Below are 21,568 nucleotides of genomic sequence, written 5' to 3' on the forward strand. Positions count from 1 at the left end.
TTAAACATAAAAATTAAAAAAGTTGGCCTTTAGCATATCTAAAGGCACTCCTTCTCGACAGCATGAATTAAATCTTTCAATAATTCAACAGCTTTTTCGATAGATAATACATAGTATCGCAATGTCCCTTTTTGTTCTACTGACACTAGTCCTTGATCCCGCAAAATCTTTAAATGATGTGAAATCGCTGGACGAGATAAACTTGACCGTTCTGTAATTTCATTGACTGTCAGCTTATCGTGTTCTGCAAGCAACAATACAATATCTTGGCGGTGAGGATCGCTTAATGCCTGAAATAACGGTATACACGATCGAAACACCTCGATCGCTTTTTGTCCCATTTCTCTCTTCCTTTCTTTTGTTTAAAAGTTTAAACATTTAATAATATTATCGTATCCTCTTTTTATCTGTTTGTCAACTCTTCACTATCTCTTTAACCGTTCCAAAAGCACCTTTTGGTCTCTTGTTTTTTCGCTGCGATATTTCTTGTTTTACTAGCTGTGAAATCATAGAGCATAACCGTCATCGGCTTCAATCAATACTTATTTCTTCTATCAATTCATCAGCCATCTTCCAACAAAACATCGTTTAGAAAGCGAGCATCCAAGTATTAAACAACCGTGTATTTAAAGTAGAAAGCATCTTGCAAAAGCTTGTTCATCTGTAAGAAAAGCGACATTGTCCGAGGGCAATGCCGCTTTATCCTTATCGTTTATTGATCTCTTCAAGCAACAGCTTGTTCACAAGCGGTGGGTTTGCTTGTCCTTTTGTTGCTTTCATAATTTGACCGACTAAGAAGCCGATCGCACGGTCTTTTCCGTTTTTAAAGTCTTCGATCGATTGCGGATTCGCATCGAGCACTTCCAATACGATTTTGCGCAACGTTGCTTCGTCAGAAATTTGCACAAGCCCTTGTTGTTTGACGATTTGTTCCGGATCGCCGCCTTTTTCCACAAGTTCTTTAAAGATTTTCTTCGCAATTTTTGACGAAATTGTACCGTTTTGAATAAGTTTAATCATGCCTGCAAGACTTTCTGGCGTTAACGCGATGTCGTGCAGTTCTTTTTGTTCTGCGTTTAAATAAGCAGATACTTCAACCATCAGCCAGTTCGATGCAAGCTTCGGATCCGCTCCATTTGCAACCGTTGCTTCAAAGAAATCCGCCATTTCTTTTGTGAGTGTTAACACTTTCGCATCATACTCTGGCAAACCGAGTTCCTCAATGTACCGTTTTTTCCGTGCATCTGGAAGCTCTGGAATCGACGCGCGTACGCGCTCTTTCCATTCCTCATCAATATAAAGCATCACTAAATCTGGTTCCGGGAAGTAGCGATAGTCTTCCGAACCTTCTTTTGTACGCATTAAAATCGTTGTTTTCGTCGCTTCATCGAAACGGCGCGTTTCTTGCTGGATCACACCGCCAGACAACAAAATTTTCTCTTGGCGTTTTGCTTCATATTCCAATCCTTGACGGACGAAGTTAAATGAGTTTAAGTTTTTCAATTCCGTTTTCGTACCGAACTTGTCTGAACCGATTGGGCGAAGGGAGATGTTCGCATCACAACGAAGCGAACCTTCTTCCATTTTGCAATCGGATACGCCTGTATATTGAATGATTGATTTTAATTTTTCTAAATACGCATACGCTTCTTCCGGTGAGCGAATATCTGGCTCAGATACGATTTCAATAAGCGGCGTGCCTTGACGGTTAAAGTCAACTAGCGAATAGCCATCCCCTGTATGCGTCAGCTTTCCGGCATCTTCTTCTAAATGAATGCGCGTAATGCCGATTTTTTTCTTTTTGCCGTTCACTTCAATTTCGATCCAACCATTTTGTCCAATCGGTTGGTCGTATTGTGAAATTTGGTACGCTTTCGGGTTGTCCGGATAAAAATAGTTTTTCCGGTCAAATTTCGTTTCTGTGGCGATTTCGCAGTTTAACGCCATCGCCGCTTTCATCGCATATTCGACCGCTTGCTTATTTAACACCGGAAGAACGCCTGGGTACCCTAAGTCAATGACGCTCGTTTGCGTATTTGGGGGCGCTCCGAATGCGTTTGGACTGCTCGAGAAAATTTTCGATTTCGTTTTCAGCTCGACGTGCACTTCAAGTCCGATGACAATTTCAAAATTCATCACTCATTCCCCCCTTACAACGTTGGTTTTTGTTTATGATAGTCGGTTGCTTGTTCGAACGCATGGGCGACGCGATAAATTGTGCTTTCGTCAAAATGTTTCCCGATAATTTGAAGCCCTACAGGTAAGCCATTGACAAATCCGCACGGAATCGAAATACCTGGCACACCAGCAAGATTGACAGGAATCGTTAAAATGTCGTTGGCGTACATCGTTAACGGATCGCTTGTTTTTTCACCGATTTTAAACGCTGGTGTCGGCGTCGTCGGTCCGATAATCACATCATATTTTTCAAAAACGTTTTCAAAGTCTTGTTTAATGAGCGTCCGTACTTTTTGCGCTTTTTTGTAATACGCATCATAGTAGCCCGAGCTTAACGCAAACGTTCCGAGCATAATGCGGCGCTTCACTTCGTTGCCGAATCCTTCGCTGCGCGTTTGCTTGTACATCTCCATTAAGTTTTTCGCATTATCTGTGCGATACCCGTAGCGAACACCGTCAAAACGGGCAAGGTTGGCCGATGCTTCTGAAGACGCTAATAAATAGTACGTCGCAAGGGCGTATTTGGAGTGAGGAAGCGATACTTCTTCCCACGTTGCCCCTAAGCCTTCTAATACTTTTAGGGCATCGAGCACCGACTGGCGCACTTCTTCTGATACACCCTCGCCTAAATATTCTTTCGGCACGGCAATTTTTAGCCCTTGTATATCGCCTGTTAAAGCAGAAACGTAGTCCGGTACATCAACGTTAGCAGAAGTAGAGTCCATTGGATCTAAACCAGAGATGGCTTGTAATACATATGCGTTATCTTCTACCGTACGTGTAATTGGGCCGATTTGGTCAAGCGAAGACGCAAACGCAACAAGCCCATAGCGCGAGACACGACCATACGTCGGTTTTAACCCAACAACCCCGCAAAACGCAGCTGGTTGACGAATCGAACCACCTGTATCTGATCCGAGCGCAAACGGTACTTCCCCTGCTGCCACTGCCGCTGCTGAACCGCCGCTAGAACCGCCTGGTACACGCTCTAGATCCCACGGATTGCGTGTGAGTTGAAAGCCCGAGTTCTCCGTCGACGACCCCATCGCAAACTCGTCCATATTTAATTTACCGATCGTTACTGCATCAGCTTCATTGAGACGCTCAACAACTGTTGCATCGTAAATCGGGTCGAAGTTGTATAAAATTTTGCTTGCACATGTCGTGCGAAGCCCTTTTGTAACAATGTTATCTTTAATACCGATCGGCATTCCGAAAAGTAAACCAAATTCCTTTTCTGTTCCCAATTTTTCATCTAGCTCTTTTGCCTTCATGCGAGCTTGTTCTTCGTTTAACGTTAAAAACGCTTGTACTTTTTCTTCTACTTCGGCAATCCGTTTAAACGATTCATCTACTAAATCCGAAACGGAAATTTCTTTTTTATGTAATAAATTGTGCAGTTCAGATACACGATAATCAAACAATGACATGTTCTTCCCTCCTTACTCTAAAATAGCTGGCACTCGGAATTGTCCGTCTTGATGGTCTGGTGCATTTTTCAATACGTCTTCTAGCGGAAGACCAGCTGTCGGTACATCTTCACGCATGACGTTTTTCATATTTAACACGTGCGACGTTGGCGGAACGTTTTCTGTATCCAGCTCATTTAACTGCTCCGCAAACGTAATAATGGCGTCTAATTGTTTCGCAAACATTGTTGCTTCTTCCTCTGTAATCGCTAAACGTGCTAAATGCGCGACGTGTTTTACTTGTTCGATTGAAATTCGTGACATATGTTTCACCTCCGATATTGTCGACCTTCCACAATACTATGATGATACCAAACTTTCGCGCAGTGAAGCAACATTTGCCATTCATTTTAGATGAACAAAAAAACGAGATGCCCCATTGGACATCTCGTTATCGTTATGACACGCGCTCTTCATCTCGTTTAAAATCATGCACCCAATAATCTGCGTTTTTAATACCGAGCTTTATTGGATCAAATACAGGATCAAGCCCTTGTTGTTTTTGTTCTTCATAATCTTTTAACGTTTGTAATGCTGGTTTTGCCAAAATTAAAATAGCAATTAAGTTTAGCCAAACCATGATACCAAGACCGACATCGCCGAGCGCCCATGCTAAGTCTGCTGTTTTGACAGCCCCGTAAAACGTTGCGATTAAAAGCATGATTTTTAAGCCTGTCATCAACCATGTGCCATTTTTTCCACGCATTAAATAAGCAACATTCGTCTCAGCAATGTAGTAATACGCCATGATCGTTGTAAACGCGAAGAAAAATAACGCAATAGCGACAAACGCTGCACCAAATCCTGGGAAAACTGTTTCAATCGCTGCTTGTGTATAACCAGGGCCAGGGTTTACCCCTTTTAAATTTTCGACAATAAATGCACCATCCGCACCAACTGTATTGTACATTCCCGTAAATAAAATCATAAACGCTGTTGCTGAACAAACGAGCAGTGTATCAATATATACAGAAAACGCTTGAACGAGCCCTTGTTTCGCTGGATGGGATACTTCAGCAGCTGCTGCAGCATGTGCTCCTGTTCCTTGCCCAGCTTCATTTGAATAGATGCCACGCTTTACTCCCCATGAAATCGCCATACCTAAAATGCCACCGAATGCGGAGTCAAATCCTAACGCACTTTTTATGATCAAAGCAAATACAGCTGGCAACTGTGTAATATTTAATACCATAATGACGAGCGCGAGTAAGATGTAAGCAAGTGCCATAAAAGGAACGACATATTGCGCTACAGTTGCGATGCGTTTTACTCCCCCGAAAATAATAGCCCCAAGCAACGCAACAAGCAAAATACCTGTTAATGTCGGGCTTAAACCAAAAGCGTTGTTTAAACCGGTCGCAATAGAGTTCGACTGAATGCCTGGCATTAACAATCCAACTGCAATAATTGACGAAATCGCAAATAGTACTGCATACCACTTCCAGCCGATCCCTTTCTCAATGTAATACGCAGGACCGCCGCGATATTGTCCGTCTTGCTTTACTTTGTAGATTTGTGCTAATGTTGACTCAATAAATGCACTTGATGCACCAATAAACGCGATCATCCACATCCAAAACACAGCACCAGGTCCACCAAAAGCAATGGCAGTTGCTGTGCCGGCGATATTCCCTGTTCCTACTCGACCTGAGAGAGCAATCGATAGCGCTTGGAAAGAAGAAACGCCAGCATCAGAGCTTTTCCCTTGAAACATGAGTTTAATCATGTTTTTAAAATGGCGCACTTGTAAAAAGCGAGTAACAATCGAAAATAAAAGACCAACACCAAGACAAAAGTAAATCATGACAGGACTCCATAATAATTCGTTTAAAAATCCGACAATATTCTCCACAACATTCATCTCCTTTCTGAAATAAAAATATTTTACTTTTCAAACTTATTAGAATTATATAATAAAATCTTTTCACGAAACAATATCATTTTTTATCGTTTATTCGACATCAATCAACTATTGACGAAAGAACAAAGGACATTGTAGAATGAAAAAAATTTTCAAAACACAACTCGTATAATTTCGGAAATATGGTCCGAAAGTTTCTACCAAACGACCGTAAATCGTTTGACTACGGGGGATCGCTCCTCGTATCGAGTTGAAGAGGAGGAACATCTATGAAACAACTTGCAGTAGCTTCCAAAAGACAAATCGCTGATGTTGTTGTGAAAAACGGAAAAATCGTCAATGTTTTTACCCACGATATCATCGAAGGAGACATTGCGATTGCTGATGGAAAAATCGTCGGCATCGGAGAATATGACGGGCAAACCATCATTGACGCCAAAGGGAAATACGTATGTCCTGGGCTCATTGACGGCCACGTTCATATCGAATCGTCAATGGTTACCCCAAGCGAGTTTGCTCGCGTCGTCGTTCCACACGGCGTCACTACCGTCATTACTGATCCGCACGAAATTGCGAATGTCGCTGGAACAAAAGGCATTGAATTTATGCTAAACGATTCCGACCACATTCCGCTTGATGTATATGTCATGTTGCCATCATGCGTACCCGCCACCGATTTTGAACATGCTGGCGCGACATTGCACGCTGAACAGTTAACACCGTTTTTCTCCCATCCGCGCGTGCTTGGGCTTGCGGAAGTGATGGATTATCCTTCACTTCTAGAAGGAAAGCAACCTATGCTTGCGAAACTAGCCGCTGCGATGGAAGCAAATAAACTAATCGACGGTCATCTAGCTGGACTGGATGAAACAGCTGTGAACATATACCGAAGCGCCAATGTCCATACTGACCATGAATGTGTCGAAGTCCATGAGGCGCTCGCTCGCGTTCAACGCGGCATGTACGTTTTAATTCGCGAAGGGTCGGTTGCAAAGGATTTGCATAAACTGCTTCCAGCTGTCAATACGTATAACGCGCGCCGCTTTTTATTTTGCACAGATGATAAACATATTGATGAGCTTGTCACGGAAGGAAGTATCGATCATCATATTCGTCTAGCGATTCAAGCAGGCATGAATCCACTGACAGCTATTCAAATGGCGACATTAAATGCGGCAGAATGTTATCGCCTATATACGAAAGGCGCGATCGCTCCTGGGTATGATGCCGACTTTTTGCTCGTGGAAGATTTACAGTCGTTTTCCATTACGCACGTCTATAAAAAAGGGGTACTCGTTGCAGAAAACGGACGGGCTATCTTTTCCGTAACGAAAGCAACTGCTATCGATCAAACGATTGCACAATCGGTTCACACTAAAAAGGTAACAAAAGAAGATGTACAAATTCCATTTACAAGCGGAAATTGCGCAAATGTCATTCAAATTATCCCAAATCATTTGCATACGAAACGGCTCATCACAGAAGTGGATGTCGAAAATGGCGTCTTTCAACCGTCGATCGAGCGAGATTTGCTGAAGCTTGTTGTTGTGGAACGTCATCGCGGTCTTGGCGTTGGTGTTGGTATCGTCAACGGCTTTCAACTGAAAAAAGGGGCGATTGCGTCATCGATTGCTCATGATTCACATAACATCATCGCCACTGGTATGAACGATAACGACATCATCGTTTCAATTGAACATATAAAACACATAAACGGTGGACTTGCTGTTGTCGAAAGCGGACGCGTGTTGGCAGACTTGCCGCTTGAAATCAGCGGTCTCATGACAGCGAAAAGGTTTGAAGACGTATTAGAACGACTGCAAAAGATACACGATGCTTTAATAACGATTGGAGCATCAGACGAATTCAATCCATTTATTACGCTCGCCTTTTTAGCGTTGCCAGTCATTCCAGAACTGAAACTAACCGATCAAGGTTTATTTGACGTTTCATCGTTTCAATTTATAGACGTGGAAGCATAGAGGGATTTTTTATCCCTCTTTTTTGTCGAATGATGTTATAATATGGTTGTGTGCAAAGGAGGTGAGAAGATGAGCGAGCAATTATTGGAGAAAATTTTACTCGTCGTCACAGACATCCAAAAAGAGTTGCAGGACATTCGTGAAGAGCAAAAAGCCATTCGCGAAGAACAGCGAGCCATTCGTGAAGAACAACAAGCTATTCGTAAGGAACAAATGGCTATTCGTGAGGAACAAATGGCTATTCGCGAAGAGCAGAAAACATTCCGCGAAGAAATAAACTCGTTGCGGGAGGAAATGAATGCATTCCGCAAAGAGCAGCAACTCATTCGCGAAGAGCAACAAGCATTAAAAAATGGACAAAAGGAGCTTTACGATCTTATGAACGCTCTTCTCCATCGTCAAGACGAAACGGACGCAAAGCTTGAAGCTTTAACAATGGATGTCCATCATATGCGCGGTGAAATGACAGCAATGAAGCAAGAAATCCACGCACTAAACGAAAAAATGGACTCCCACTACGAACAATTCAACGAACGTCTCAACAACCTCCAACTTGACGTTGATTTCACCGTTCATAAAACAACGATGACAGAACGCGAACTTTTCAAAATGAGAAATCGGTTGTTTTCATAGAGAGGGCATTTCCCTCTCTATGAAATTCGATTTATATACTTCTCTCATCTAAAGGTAACATCGCTTGCAGAAATGAATTAAATAATCCCCAACACACCTACATTGCCTCTAATGTAATCGAGCACATAGTCTTCTCCCCACATAATATCCCAATGCTCCTATATAAATTGAAGCTACAAAAACACAAGAAGGATAAAAAGGAAGCGACGTAATCGTTGCGATCCCTAAAACAACAGCCCCATCCCATTTAAATCCCCATTTTTCATCGATAAAAAAAATGAGCGCCTCTGTTACCGCACATATAAACGGAACAGCTAGTACTGCAATTGGAAAAATGGCAATAAAGAAAGAAAAACCGCTAAATAATGAGAGCGAAAGGGCAAACATGACAAACGACAACAAAACTCCTATTAAAAATTTTTTCACTTATACTATCCCCTTTTAATATAAAATTACTTACTCACTGCGATTTTCTTATTGGGGTACGAAGGAAATAAATAATTGACATTTGTACCTGCAGCATCAGGATTAAATTGATACAGAGTTTTCCATGTTCCCCCATTATCCGATCTATAAATTTCATGCCAAGGATACTGGTCATGACTACCATTGATATAAGTAACTCCACTTTTTTGAATATTTAAACTATAGCTGTAATCAATATTCGGTGGGACATCCATGAGAAACGGCAATCCAACAGAATGGGAAATTTGAAATTGTGCTTCACTGGATGTAATCCATTCCTTTACAGCCGTTATACCTGATGTCCCAGCATTTTTTCTTGCCAATTCCGTTGAACCACATGTGCCATTATCATTTTTATTATAGCGAATAGAATCGCTTGTGTATTTTGAAAATCCATAAGTCCTATCTTGCCAATAAATCGAGAGATCGACTCGAGTACGATAAGTGCTAGCAGAAGCAGAAAAGTCACGATTGTCTCCCCCATAGCAGTAACCATCTAGTGCGGATATTTTAGCGGGCTTAATAAATGTTGTATTGCGGTAAGAAGTTACAGGTTCAACTGCGAGTGTTGAAAATGACTGGGAGAATTCCTCAAAACGCATATTACGCTTATCAATTACTTGCTTTGCAGATATTAGGATGACATGATTTTTTTCGTCTTCAACTACTTTGTCTTTTTCTTTATCGAATTTTTTTACTTTTTCTATGCCTTCAATGATATACATATATTCTCGACCAAATGATACATTAAAGTCTTTAAACTCACTTTGTGAAACAACAACCATTGGCTTTCCATCACGATAAACCGTATAACTTTGAACATTTGGAATATCCGACCAATCAATTTTTATCATTCTTTCATTAAAAAACATATCTACTTTCACACTATCATTTGATAGAGGATGCAATGTATTTGTGATAACATTCATCTTGGTCAATAACTGCTCATCTTTATCAAATGCAGCCAAAACATACTCATACATTTCACCCGATGTTAGGTTCTTATGAATAAACTCTCTTTCATTCCCTTCATACAAAACTTTTCCCCTATTATCATATAAAACATATTTTTTAGCTTTAGAAATTTGCTTCCACGTTAAACGCAGGCTATCCTCAGATTTTTCAATTAAATAAACCTCAATATAGTCTCCTGAAGAACTATCAGTAATAGTACCAAGAAACAACAATAAGACAACACTAATTGTTAAGGAGACAACTTTTTTCATAAAAAACACACCACTCTTTCTATATTTTTATAATAATTCATCTTTATACCACTGTAAAAAAAAAAAAAAAACCTGTCAAGTATGTTCGAGTCTTAAACGTTCGACATTTTTTTTACAAATCTTTTAATCAAACAATAAAGAACAACATTTTTGTAACTATTCGCCCCAATAGTAGTATGTAAAGAAGCGCAACACAAATAGGGCATCCCCGTAATAGAAAATGCCCTAAGTGGTAGAAAGCACACGATCGAGCGTGTCGCCCGTCAACAGAAGACATAACGAGTCCCACACGTTTTTTTCGTGTTTCGTCAGTGTGGAAACGATGCTTCTTGTGATGCAGACTGGGCGAATGTTTCTTCACGAAACGTACCCGAAATGTTCTCTTTGACTTTGACCATGCGAAGATCGCATTCGGCTTGGTTGTTATCAAAGGGAACATGCACTTTACGTGAAAAACGCAGCGCTTCTTCCTTTCGTTTCTGAAGCCGTCGAATAAAAGCGAGTGATTTTTTCGGAAGAGGCGTCATCGTTTCCCATCCGTGCTGTGCTTTCGCTAGGATGCGATCATACATTCGTTCCCATCGTTTCGCTTCTTTTTTGGAAAGTGTACCGTGATGAGCTTCGACTGCCTGTTTGGCGGCTAATAGAAACGTGGTCATGCGCGATGCCCATGTATGCCCTTGTTCGATGAAACCCTTCAATTCACGCAAATGATGGGCATGGCAAAGAGCATGGGTGGCTTGCGTGTATTTTGGATACGTACCGAACGCATCGTGCATCATCGTTCCTTGATATCGGGGAAGAATCCCGATATCATCGGTCGCTTTCTTTCCGCGAGAAGCGTGAGAAGCCAAGTACGTGTATTTTGATGTACACGCGACATGCACCCATGCGAGTTTCCCATTGATACGCAAACTCGTTTCATCGACATGCAGGATGTTGGATTCAAGTAAGGCGTCTTCGATGATGTCCATGTTCGATTCCAGCGCTTCGCGTCCTCGTTTCACCATATTGGCAAGAGTTCCCGTACTAATCGAGTGTTGATATAACGCTTCGATTGTATCACTTAAACGCTTGTACGGGATCAATTGGATATGATGTAAATAAACAACGAGCGCCGTGAGCCGTGGACCGTATTGCACATGATTCGTGACATGGGATGGGAATTCGGCTTGTTGAACACATCGACAATGTGGACACGATTTCACTTCACGTTCATGTTGTGTCACCTCGATCGCCACAGGAGGGACATCAAACACTTGACGGATATCGACTTTGAACGGTGTGACTTCACGCAAAGAAGCCCCACATCCTTGACACGTATGCACACGGTGGACGACACGATGATGTGGATGTTCCACTTGACGGAGCGTCGTTCCTTGATGTCCTTCTTGTCCGCCTGGCTTGTTGCCAGATGGCTTGCGAGAAGAATGGGTGTGAAAACGGTCAGAAGATGGGGGCAAATGGCTATTGGAGCTGTTTTTTTTCGTGCGTGCTTCCAGCTCTTGAACGCGATACTTCAGTTGTTCATTTTCTTTGCGTAGCTGTTTGATTTCGTGACGCAAATGTTCATTTTCTTGAACGAGTTGATGAATGAGCTGTTTTTGTTGTTGGACTTTGCCAATTAAACTCTCTACTGTAAACACAGCTTGTTGTATCGTCAACATGCGATTCACCTCCTTGTCTATCAATATTCACATCATAGACAAGAAATACAAAAAATATTCAGCTCACTTTATGATGTGGCTGAATAGTTACCATCCGACGAAAATTACATACTATTCTAATTCAGAAACTCGTTTTTTCATCTCTACTAATAATTGATCAAATAAATGAACATATCGCTGGCGAATATGTTCATAAATTTCCATCGCTATTTGTTCATCGTATGTATGTGATGTCCTATTTCGATCTTCTAACATTTGAATCCACGCTTCTCCATCTTGAATAAGTCCTTCTTTAAATGCTTGTTTAATCGTTTTTCGCGGACTTGTCATTTCGTTGTTCCCGTTATATTCTAAGTAATTTTTCATCCATTTCCATGCTAGTTCGTACGTAAATTCAAATCGTTGAATTGTCGCGTCAAGAACTAGGTCGTCTTTTTCCACATCACGCGTAATGCTTTGATGTAGTTTATTTAATGCTTTTTCAAAGTCAAATAGTTTATCCATGATTTTATTCATCGTCACAACAGCCTCCCCTCGTTCATTCGTTAAAAAAATAATCTTTCCTTCGAGATCAATGTACGATTTGAGTTTTTCATTGCTGATCTTTTCATAATCAATAGCATCCACCGTATAAATGATATTTGCTTCTGCTAAATCGTCTTGAATGCGGTACAGCTGCTCGTTATGGCTTCTAAACTTAATCGCAATATCGATGTCCGACGTTTCTTTATAATCGCCTCTTGCCCTTGATCCGAACAAAATCACTTTTTCAATGATGTTCGCATAATTTTGAAACACACAAATGAGGTTATAAAAGGTTTGCTTTTTTAAGCCGTACATGTTTGTACTCAATCGCCCATCACCACCCACTTCTATATCATACGAAAGATGTTTTTCTTTATTATCGCTCTTATGTTACATAATTGAAACCCCTCTTAGCGTTTTTGCCAAGAGGGGTTTTCCATTAAAACATTTCTGACACCGTTTTTGCTTGCATATGAAGAAGCAAGTAGTCTGGTCCACCTGCTTTCGAGTCTGTTCCAGACATATTGAACCCACCAAATGGATGGTAGCCGACGATCGCACCTGTGCAGCCGCGATTAAAGTAAAGGTTTCCGACATGGAACTCCTCGCGCGCTTTTTCTAGGTTAAAGCGGTTATTTGAAATGACAGCGCCTGTTAAGCCGTATTCGGTGTTATTGGCGATTTCAAGCGCGTGGTCAAAGTCTTTTGCTTTCGTAAACGCAACGACTGGTCCGAAAATTTCTTCTTGCATAATACGCGCTTTCGGATCGAGATCAGCAAACACCGTTGGCTGAATGAAGAAGCCTTTCGAGTCGTCTCCTTCACCGCCTGTCATAAGCTTGCCTTCTTGTTTCCCAATTTCGATATATTCCATAATTTTGTTGTACGCCGATTGGTCAATGACCGGTCCCATAAACGTGCTTTGTTCTTCAGGGTTGCCGACTTTTAATTGCTTCGTTAACTCAACGACGCGGTTTAACACTTGGTCGTATACGTCTTCGAGCGCCACAACACGCGAGCATGCCGAGCACTTTTGACCAGAGAAGCCAAAAGCTGACGCGACGATCGATTGTGCCGCTAATTCTAAATCTGCTTCTTTGTCAACAACGATTGTGTCTTTTCCGCCCATTTCTGCAATGACGCGCTTGAGCCAAATTTGTCCTGGGTGTACTTTAGCCGCACGCTCATAAATACGAATACCAACGTCGCGAGAACCTGTGAAGCTAATGAAACGTGTGCGCGGATGGTCGACTAAATAATCACCTACTTCCGCACCGCTTCCTGGAATGTAGTTTAATACACCTGCTGGAAGGCCCGCCTCTTCTAACACTTCCACGAATTTATACGCCACGACTGGCGTTGCACTTGCTGGCTTTAAAAGCACCGTATTTCCTGTTACAAGCGCTGCAACCGTCGTTCCCGCCATAATCGCAAATGGGAAGTTCCACGGTGAAATGACGACGCCAACGCCAAGTGGAATGTAAAAGAAGCGATTTGTTTCTCCTGGACGGCTCTCAACAGGAATGCCATCTTTTAATTTCAACATTTGGCGAGCATAATATTCCATAAAGTCAATCGCTTCCGCAGTATCTGCATCTGCTTCTTTCCATGGTTTCCCTGCTTCTTTCACAAGCAATGCGGAAAACTCATGTTTGCGACGGCGCACAATCGCTGCCGCACGGAATAAAATGTCGGCGCGCATTTCTGGCTTCGTTTTGCTCCACCATTTGAATGCGGCATCTGCTGTTTGCATCGCTTTTTCTGCTAAATCTTTATTCGCTTTCGCTACGCGACCAACCACTTCTGTTTTATTTGCTGGGTTGATGGAAACAATTTTATCTTCTGCCATGATGCGTTCGCCGCCAATGACAAGCGGATAATCTTGACCGAGATAGGCTTGCACCGTTTTTAACCCTTCTTCAAACGCTTTTTTGTTTGCTTCGACTGTAAAATCTGTAAATGGTTCATGTTTGTAAGGTTGTACCATATGTAAGCCCCCTTTGTTGAAATTACAAAAGCGTTTTCATACACACAATTCCATTCTAACGGATGAACGATCCGTATTCAAATGTTATGGTTGATAGATGTGAACGAATGGCTCATTTTGATCTGGATTTTTTATAATGATGCTCTCCGGTCCACGCACCGAAGAAATGTAAACAGAAATCGGCATGTAATCAGGCATTTTTTCCATAAGAAGACCTGTGACATATTGCGTAAATCCGATGACTTCTGCTTTTCCGTAAAACTGCATCACAATATCAATTGTCAATTGTTGCAATTGGTCATCGCGATAAAACGCCCTGCCGATCACTCCAGTGTAATTTGGGAAAAATTCTTCAATATCGGATTTTAAATTTAAAAATTTCACTAAATCATCGCGATGATTTTTTTCCGCTTCATCCGATGGAAACACATAATATTCTTCATTTATTTTTTCCCAATCTTGAATGTTGTTACTTCCCTTATCAACATAACCAACCGCAAAAAAGTGTCCTGGAACGATAGACGATTTTGGTTGTTGCTCAAATAAACCAACAACAATTGGCACTTCCTTTAATCCATCGATTTGACGTAAGCGAGAAACAATTTCCGCCGCTGCTTTTTTTCCTTCCTTCTCCATATCACTTTTCGATATTTTTACTTCGCGCGGATACCCCTCTTCTGTCTCATAGTAATGAACAGAATTCATCGCAAGCCCGATGACAACTCCGCCTAATTGCACTTTATCGTTTTCTGTTTTCACTAAGTAGTTATGCTCTAAAATATGTGAAATGTAGAGTGGATGTTTTTTATTTTTTTCTTCATTTGTCCCTGTATTTCCTAGAGCAGGATTCAACCCTTCGCCATTTCCTTGCTTTCGTTTAAGCCATGACTCAATCGTTTTTCGATCTAAATATTGTCCTTGTTGAAATAAATATTGCGATGGAGAAAATTTCTCTTGTGCAATGCGCATTAAACCAAGTTCAAATTCATCCATATCTAATCTTGTATTCACATTTTCAACGACAAGCCCGCGCGCCTCTCCAGGTTGAAAAGGTAAAATGGTACGATAATACGAATTAGAAATGTTGTACTTTGGAATAATCGCCTTTTGTTTTTTATTATCTGTCTCTTGCACTACTTGCTCTTCTTGATTAAATTTTGGCGCGCATGCTGACAAAGTAAGAAGCATACAAGCAAGCAATATGATCCACTTTTTCATCGTTCACACCTGCTTTGATTGTTGTATTTCTTGAAGAAAACGCGCTTCATCCCAAATCGTAATACCAAGCTGTTTCGCCTTCTCTAATTTTGACCCAGCGTCTTCACCGACAACGACAACGTCTGTTTTTTTGCTGACGCTTCCTGTCACTTTTCCACCTAACGCCTCAATCGCTTCTTTTGCTTCACTCCGCGACATCGATTGCAACGTACCTGTTAAAACAAATGTCTTCCCAGCAAACGTGGAGCTTATATCGACTGTCTGTTTTGCTCCTTTATATGTCATATTGACACCATATGCCCGCAAACGTTCAAGCAACTGCTTCACTTCTTCTTTTGAAAAATACGTGACGATTGAATCCGCCATTTTTTCACCGATTTCGTGAATGGCCGTCAGCTCTTCTTTTGTCGCTTGTTGGAGGCGTTCCATCGTTTCAAAATGTTCCGCTAACGTTTTTGCCGCTTTTGCGCCAACATGGCGAATACCGAGACCAAACAATAAGCGCTCAAGTGAATTTTGTTTTGACGCTTCAATCGCTTGCAGTAGGTTTGTTGCTGATTTTTCACCCATTCGTTCTAATGCGACAAGCTCGTCTTTCGTTAATGTGTACAAATCTGCCACGCTGCGAACAAGACCATGCTCAAATAGTTGAGCAATGACTTTTTCACCTAGTCCGTCAATATTCATCGCTTGACGTGAGACGAAATGAATAAGCCCTTCTCGAATTTGTGCCGGACATTGCGGATTCACGCAGCGGAGGGCAACTTCATCATCTAGTCGAACAAGCTCGCTTGCACACGCTGGGCAATGGGTTGGCATATCGAATGGCTCTTCTTTTCCTGTCCGTCGCTCTGGTAACGAACGAACAACCTCTGGAATAATATCGCCTGCTTTTTTTATGATAACGTAATCGCCGAGACGAATATCTTTTTCACGAATGTAGTCTTCATTATGAAGTGATGCGCGTTGCACGATCGTTCCTGCCACACGTACCGGTTGCAAAATAGCTGTCGGTGTCACCACGCCTGTCCGACCGACACTTAGCTCAATATCAACAAGTTGCGTGACAACTTCTTCAGCAGGAAATTTGTAAGCAATCGCCCAGCGCGGACTTTTTGCTGTCGCTCCAAGTTGCTTTTGCTGCGCAAATGCGTCTACTTTAATGACGATCCCGTCAATATCATACGGCAATGACGCACGTCGTTCATGCCATTGTTCGATATAAGAAAGCACATCATCAATCGTTTCACATACTTGTCGCGCTGGATTTGTTTTAAATCCAAGCTCATCTAAATAATTAAGCGCTTCGCTATGTGACAAAATTCCGAGCTCTTCTGCGTTGACGACATGATATACAAATATGTCTAATTGACGAGAAGCAGCAACTTTCGGATCAAGTTGCCGAAGCGAGCCAGCTGCCGCGTTACGCGGATTCGCAAACAATTCTTCCCCGTTCATTTTGCGCTTTTCATTTAATTTTTCAAACGATTTTCGCGGCATATACGCTTCGCCACGCACCTCAATGGTCACTTGTTTCCGTAATCGAAGCGGCAACGAGCGAATCGTCTTTAAATTCTCGGTAATATCTTCACCAGTCGTTCCATCACCACGCGTCGCCCCTTGTACAAAATAACCGTCTTCATAGCGTAGCGACACCGCTAAACCATCAATTTTCAATTCACATACGTAACGCACATCGCCAACTTCTTGACGAACACGGCGATCAAAATCTCGCAAGTCTCCTTCATTGAAAGCGTTGCTTAAACTAAGCATCGGCACACGGTGGGTCACTTTTTGAAACGCTTCTAATGGGGCGCCACCAACGCGCTGCGATGGGGAGTCCGGCGTTTTATATTGCGGATATTGCTCCTCTAACTCCATTAATTTCCTCATTAATTCATCATACTCAGCATCAGAAATAGACGGTTGATCTAACACATAATATGCGTAATTATGTTTTTCAATTTGTTCGCGCAATTCAGCAATTTGCTTTTCAACGTCGTGTTGTGCCACGTTTTTCATCCTTTCTACACTTTCGTAATCGGAGCAAATTTCGCCAATAGTCGTTTAATTCCAATTGGGCTTGAAAAAGCAACATCTAGTTCTTGATCGCCATCGCTTTCTTTTACACGAACGATTGTGCCAACTCCCCATACTTTATGACTTACTTTATCCCCCACGCGCCATTCCCCTTGCGAAGCAGTAGATGGACGCACGGATGCGGATGATTTTTTCACTCGTTTATGCGCATATTCAATCAATTCTTCAGGAATTTCATCAATAAAACGAGATGGAGCATTGACATGCGTTTGTCCAAATAACGTACGCATATGGGCGCGCGTTAAAAACAGTTCTTCTTCAGCACGAGTAATGCCGACATACGCCAAACGACGCTCTTCTTCCATTTCATCTTCATCATTTAATGAACGGTTATGTGGGAAGATCCCTTCTTCCAGCCCGACTAAAAAGACGACCGGAAACTCTAATCCTTTGGCTGAATGGAGCGTCATTAAAACGACCGCATCATTTGTTTGTCCTTCGCTATTATTATCAAGCTGGTCGATATCTGCTACAAGCGCCAAGTCTGTCAAAAAGGCAACGAGCGACTTATCTTCATTTACTTGTTCAAAATGTTGAGTCACTGATAAAAACTCATCGATGTTCTCTAGTCGGCTATGTGCTTCTAACGTTTTTTCTTCGCGAAGCATATCGCGGTAACCTGAACGATCGAGTACATCTTCAACAAGCTCGGTTACAGATAAATAGTGTTGCATTTGGCTCCAATGATGAATTTGTTCGCGAAATTGTACGAGCGGTGCAGCGATGCGAGCGCTAATCCCCATTTCTTCAATGGAACCAAGCGCATCAAACATCGATATCCCTTGACTAGAAGCATATGCTGCAATTTTATCAATTGTCGATGCACCAATACCGCGCTTTGGAACGTTAATAATACGAGTTAAGCTAATGTCATCATTCGGATTCGCAATTAAGCGTAAATACGCTAAAATGTCTTTAATTTCTTTTCGATCATAGAATTTTAAACCGCCAACAATTTTATATGGAATGTTCGCCTTCAATAACATTTCTTCAAGCACGCGTGATTGCGCATTCGTTCGATATAAAACGGCAAAATCTTTATACGTTCGTTTTCCGGCATCAACATATTCTTTAATTTTTCCAACGACAAATTGTGCTTCATCGACTTCCGTCATCGCTTCGTAATACACAAGCGCATGTCCTTCACTATTTTCTGTCCAAAGCTTTTTCGGTTTTCGTTGTGTATTATGCTCAATGACCGCATTGGCTGCTTGTAAAATCCGTTTCGTTGAGCGGTAATTTTGTTCAAGCAAAATCACTTTCGCATTCGGATAGTCTTTTTCAAACGATAAAATATTGCTAATATCAGCACCGCGCCAACGATAAATGGACTGATCAGAATCTCCAACGACACATAAGTTTTGAAATCTCTTAGCAAGCATGTTCACAAGCAAATATTGCGAGCGGTTCGTATCTTGATACTCATCGACATGAATGTATTGAAACTTTCGTTGATAATATTCCAACACTTCCGGAACGCGTTGGAATAATTGGATCGTCGTCATAATTAAATCATCGAAATCAAGCGCATGATTGCGCAACAATCGCTTTTGATATTCTTTATATACTTCTGCTACAAGCTTTTCGTATGGATTTGCTGCTTGATCGGCATATTTTTCTGGCGTCATCAATTCGTTTTTCGCGCTGCTAATTGTACCTAAAAGCGCACGTGGATCATATTTTTTTGGATCAATATTGCGATCTTTCAAAATATGTTTTAACACAGACAATTGATCGGTTGGATCCAAAATGGAAAAGTTCGCATGAATCCCGATTCGATCAATGTCACGTCGCAAAATGCGGACGCACATCGAGTGAAACGTAGAAATCCATATATCTTCTGCCTGCTTTCCAACGATGCGTTCTACGCGTTCTTTCATTTCACGTGCCGCCTTGTTTGTGAATGTAATCGCCAAAATATTCCACGGAGCAACGTCTTTTTCCGCCATTAAATAAGCGATGCGATGCGTTAACACGCGCGTTTTTCCACTTCCTGCTCCCGCCATGATTAGAAGCGGTCCTTCTGTCGTTTTTACCGCTTCTTTTTGCTTTTCATTTAATCCATCCAACAGCATATGTGCCGACATACTCATTTTTTCCACCACCAAAACATATGTTCTCTTTTTTATTCTCCATTTATGTTGATTTTCCTTTTACCGCTTCAACTGTTTGTAATGCCATTTGTAAATTTGTATAAATAGCGTTGCCAACAACAACTGTATCCGCCCACATCGCCATCTCTTTCGCTTGTTCAGGTGTATGAATGCCACCACCATAAAACAAACGGGTGCGTTCTAGCGTCCGTTTCACTTTTTCTACAAGTGTCACATCTCCGTACCGTCCGCTATATTCTATATAAAAAATCGGAAAACGATACATATGTTCTGCCATTCGAGCATATGCAATGACATCTTCTTCTGTTATATTCGTTCGTGCATTCGTCAATGATGCCGCTTTACATTCGTCATTTAAAATACAATACCCTTCAACAAACAGTTCTTCCCAATTAATTAAATCACCAAACTGTTTGATCGCTTCGTGATGTAAATCAATTAACCAAGTAAGATCGCGGCTATTGAGCACCATGGGAATGAAATAATAGTCAAATCCAGGTGTGACTGCCTCGATATTTGATACTTCTAGCGCACAAGGAACGGAAAAACGACGCACACGTGCAAGTAAGTCAATAACGTTTTCAAGCGTTACACCGTCTGTTCCACCGACGATAATCGCATCGGTACCTGATTCACATACTTGTTCTAACTGTTCGTCAGTAATGGCTTTGTTCGGATCTAATTTAAACACATGTCGCCATGTTGTCATCTCATTCATGTTTTTTCACCTCATCTCATTATAACAAAAATCATACCAAAACATCGTAAAAAGAAGCTGACTCACTGTGAGCCAGCCTCTTCCTGTTGTTCGTTATAAATGCGGTCAAGTGCCATCGCATACGCATCATTTCCATAGTTTAAGCAGCGCTTTACGCGTGAAATCGTCGCTGTGCTTGCCCCTGTTTCTGTCTCAATTTTATGATACGTATATCCTTCACGCAACATGCGCGCTACTTCCAAACGTTGCGCAAGCGCTTGTATTTCATTAACCGTACATAAGTCATCGAAAAAACGATAACATTCTTCTAAATCTTTTAATGACAAAATCGCTCGAAATAATTGGTCAAGCTCTCTGCCTCGCAATTTATTAATTTGCATATACGTCCCCCTATTCATATTGTACTTGTTCGAGATTTGGAACGACTTGAATCCATGTTTTCCCTGGAACAAATCCGAGTGGAACACCGCTTTTGTAAGGGAGAAGGCGCCCCTCAACATTTTTCCACTCCACTTCCTGTACTGTCCCTTTCTGGAATAAATATCCTTTTCCGCCTGATGTAAAGTCAATATCTCTCCGACCATAGTCATCAATAATTCGATGTGTCGCCTCAATCACAAACACATTGTCTACCGCAATCGGTGCATTCGTCTCCCGATCTACCGTCAGCTCATCGCCACTCGAACGAACATATTTCGTTCCGTCATATGCATAATGAACGTGAGCATACGATCGTTTAGAGTACACCACATCAATATTCGTTGCTTTTACAGCATTCGTCAAGTCGTTTGTAAAAAAAGGTAGCGGTTTGACTTCTTCTTCGAAAGCATAGCCGTTTTTTTCAGCCCCTTTTTTAATATTTTCAAAAGAAATATATGAATTGTGTGGTGCTTTTCGTGAAAGATCTCGCCAAAATAACGTTCCGTCATAAAATAAGCCATTTACGTAATCTGCAGCACCAGACTTTAATAACGTTTGTGCCTCCGGACTCCAACCGTGACATACATATAGCGCATGAAAGCCGTTGCTTAATTGAATAAAATAATCTCTTGCGCTTCGAACAGGGCCGATAATAGCAGGCTGTTCACTTTGATAAATCGCTAACAGCCTTGTAATATCTCCTTCAGCAAGCACTTCATACACGATGTCTGCCTTATGTAACCCCGACTGTGGTCGAGCGGCAGGATAGTTATTAATCATCACCGCAACCGCACGTTGCATCGCTTTTTCTTTTGCTGGCATGCCTGTTAACGGAAATGTCCACGCTGTTTCTTCTGTTTTTTGTCCATTTTCTTGTTCAACTGTTTTTGGTGGGGACTCGTTTTCTTCTACATTTGATTGTGGACGTTGACATCCGGTGCCGAACATAAACACCGTCATGATGATCAATCCAAAAAGTAATCGCCGCAACATGAACCCAACCTT

At 41.6% G+C, this 21,568-nt stretch carries 17 protein-coding genes, 1 pseudogene and 1 riboswitch; of the genes and pseudogenes, 2 read left to right on the forward strand and 16 right to left on the reverse strand.

Features of this window, described 5'->3' with window-relative positions:
• Positions 1–38: 38 nt before the first annotated feature.
• The 5 genes from LD028_RS12885 to LD028_RS12905 all read right to left on the reverse strand — a co-directional run bounded on the left by LD028_RS12885 (position 39) and on the right by LD028_RS12905 (position 5,499).
• The gene (locus tag LD028_RS12885; RefSeq protein ID WP_003398862.1) at positions 39–341 is read right to left on the reverse strand and encodes an ArsR/SmtB family transcription factor; all 303 of its coding nucleotides are present in this window, start codon (positions 339–341) and stop codon (positions 39–41) included.
• 364 nt (positions 342–705) lie between these two features.
• Positions 706–2,136, reverse strand: coding sequence for an Asp-tRNA(Asn)/Glu-tRNA(Gln) amidotransferase subunit GatB (gatB, locus tag LD028_RS12890; protein WP_237812061.1), 1,431 nt, complete (start codon positions 2,134–2,136; stop codon positions 706–708).
• A gap of 14 nt (positions 2,137–2,150) precedes the next feature.
• On the reverse strand, positions 2,151–3,608 hold the full coding sequence (gatA, locus tag LD028_RS12895; protein WP_237812062.1) for an Asp-tRNA(Asn)/Glu-tRNA(Gln) amidotransferase subunit GatA: 1,458 nt from the start codon (positions 3,606–3,608) through the stop codon (positions 2,151–2,153).
• A gap of 12 nt (positions 3,609–3,620) precedes the next feature.
• The gene (gene gatC, locus LD028_RS12900; RefSeq protein ID WP_004888803.1) at positions 3,621–3,911 is read right to left on the reverse strand and encodes an Asp-tRNA(Asn)/Glu-tRNA(Gln) amidotransferase subunit GatC; all 291 of its coding nucleotides are present in this window, start codon (positions 3,909–3,911) and stop codon (positions 3,621–3,623) included.
• A gap of 133 nt (positions 3,912–4,044) precedes the next feature.
• Entirely contained in the window at positions 4,045–5,499 is a 1,455-nt protein-coding gene (locus tag LD028_RS12905) for an alanine/glycine:cation symporter family protein (protein ID WP_370642824.1), read from the reverse strand.
• Positions 5,500–5,652: 153 nt separating this feature from the next.
• Positions 5,653–5,754, forward strand: a riboswitch (purine riboswitch).
• 23 nt (positions 5,755–5,777) lie between these two features.
• Between LD028_RS12905 and ade the strand changes: the two genes are divergently transcribed.
• Both ade and LD028_RS12915 read left to right on the forward strand, forming a co-directional pair.
• Complete coding sequence (ade, locus tag LD028_RS12910; protein WP_237812064.1) at positions 5,778–7,490, forward strand: adenine deaminase; 1,713 nt, start codon at positions 5,778–5,780, stop codon at positions 7,488–7,490.
• Positions 7,491–7,532: 42 nt separating this feature from the next.
• The gene (locus LD028_RS12915; protein ID WP_237812065.1) at positions 7,533–8,123 is read left to right on the forward strand and encodes a hypothetical protein; all 591 of its coding nucleotides are present in this window, start codon (positions 7,533–7,535) and stop codon (positions 8,121–8,123) included.
• A 108-nt stretch (positions 8,124–8,231) separates the two neighbouring features.
• Here LD028_RS12915 and LD028_RS12920 read toward each other — a convergent pair whose 3' ends face one another.
• The 11 genes and pseudogenes from LD028_RS12920 to LD028_RS12970 form a co-directional block, all read right to left on the reverse strand.
• Positions 8,232–8,549: a hypothetical protein gene (locus tag LD028_RS12920; RefSeq protein ID WP_219986372.1), complete on the reverse strand. Its 318-nt coding sequence runs from the start codon at positions 8,547–8,549 to the stop codon at positions 8,232–8,234.
• 26 nt (positions 8,550–8,575) lie between these two features.
• The gene (locus tag LD028_RS12925) at positions 8,576–9,814 is read right to left on the reverse strand and encodes a DUF3238 domain-containing protein (protein ID WP_237812066.1); all 1,239 of its coding nucleotides are present in this window, start codon (positions 9,812–9,814) and stop codon (positions 8,576–8,578) included.
• Positions 9,815–10,039: 225 nt separating this feature from the next.
• Positions 10,040–11,481 (reverse strand): annotated as a pseudogene (gene tnpC / locus LD028_RS12930) (IS66 family transposase).
• 111 nt (positions 11,482–11,592) lie between these two features.
• Positions 11,593–12,321, reverse strand: coding sequence for an HI0074 family nucleotidyltransferase substrate-binding subunit (locus LD028_RS12935; RefSeq protein WP_237812071.1), 729 nt, complete (start codon positions 12,319–12,321; stop codon positions 11,593–11,595).
• 124 nt (positions 12,322–12,445) lie between these two features.
• Entirely contained in the window at positions 12,446–13,993 is a 1,548-nt protein-coding gene (gene pruA / locus LD028_RS12940) for an L-glutamate gamma-semialdehyde dehydrogenase (protein ID WP_237812067.1), read from the reverse strand.
• Positions 13,994–14,077: 84 nt separating this feature from the next.
• Positions 14,078–15,211 (reverse strand): CamS family sex pheromone protein, encoded by a 1,134-nt coding sequence (locus LD028_RS12945; protein WP_237812068.1) that lies wholly within the window; start codon positions 15,209–15,211, stop codon positions 14,078–14,080.
• A 3-nt stretch (positions 15,212–15,214) separates the two neighbouring features.
• Positions 15,215–17,233, reverse strand: a complete 2,019-nt coding sequence (gene ligA / locus LD028_RS12950) for an NAD-dependent DNA ligase LigA (protein WP_237812069.1) — start codon at positions 17,231–17,233, stop codon at positions 15,215–15,217.
• Between the two features lie 5 nt (positions 17,234–17,238).
• A complete protein-coding gene (gene pcrA, locus LD028_RS12955; RefSeq protein WP_237812070.1) occupies positions 17,239–19,404 on the reverse strand; it encodes a DNA helicase PcrA in 2,166 nt (721 codons plus the stop codon).
• 43 nt (positions 19,405–19,447) lie between these two features.
• Positions 19,448–20,143, reverse strand: coding sequence for a heptaprenylglyceryl phosphate synthase (gene pcrB / locus LD028_RS12960; RefSeq protein WP_237810541.1), 696 nt, complete (start codon positions 20,141–20,143; stop codon positions 19,448–19,450).
• 62 nt (positions 20,144–20,205) lie between these two features.
• Positions 20,206–20,523 carry a YerC/YecD family TrpR-related protein gene (locus LD028_RS12965; RefSeq protein WP_006323616.1) on the reverse strand — a complete coding sequence of 106 codons (318 nt, stop codon included), beginning with the start codon at positions 20,521–20,523 and terminating at the stop codon, positions 20,206–20,208.
• A 10-nt stretch (positions 20,524–20,533) separates the two neighbouring features.
• Positions 20,534–21,556, reverse strand: coding sequence for a DUF3048 domain-containing protein (locus LD028_RS12970; RefSeq protein WP_237810540.1), 1,023 nt, complete (start codon positions 21,554–21,556; stop codon positions 20,534–20,536).
• Positions 21,557–21,568: the final 12 nt, after the last annotated feature.

This window comes from Anoxybacillus sp. LAT27, assembly GCF_022030075.1.
Taxonomy (GTDB): domain Bacteria; phylum Bacillota; class Bacilli; order Bacillales; family Anoxybacillaceae; genus Anoxybacillus; species Anoxybacillus kestanbolensis.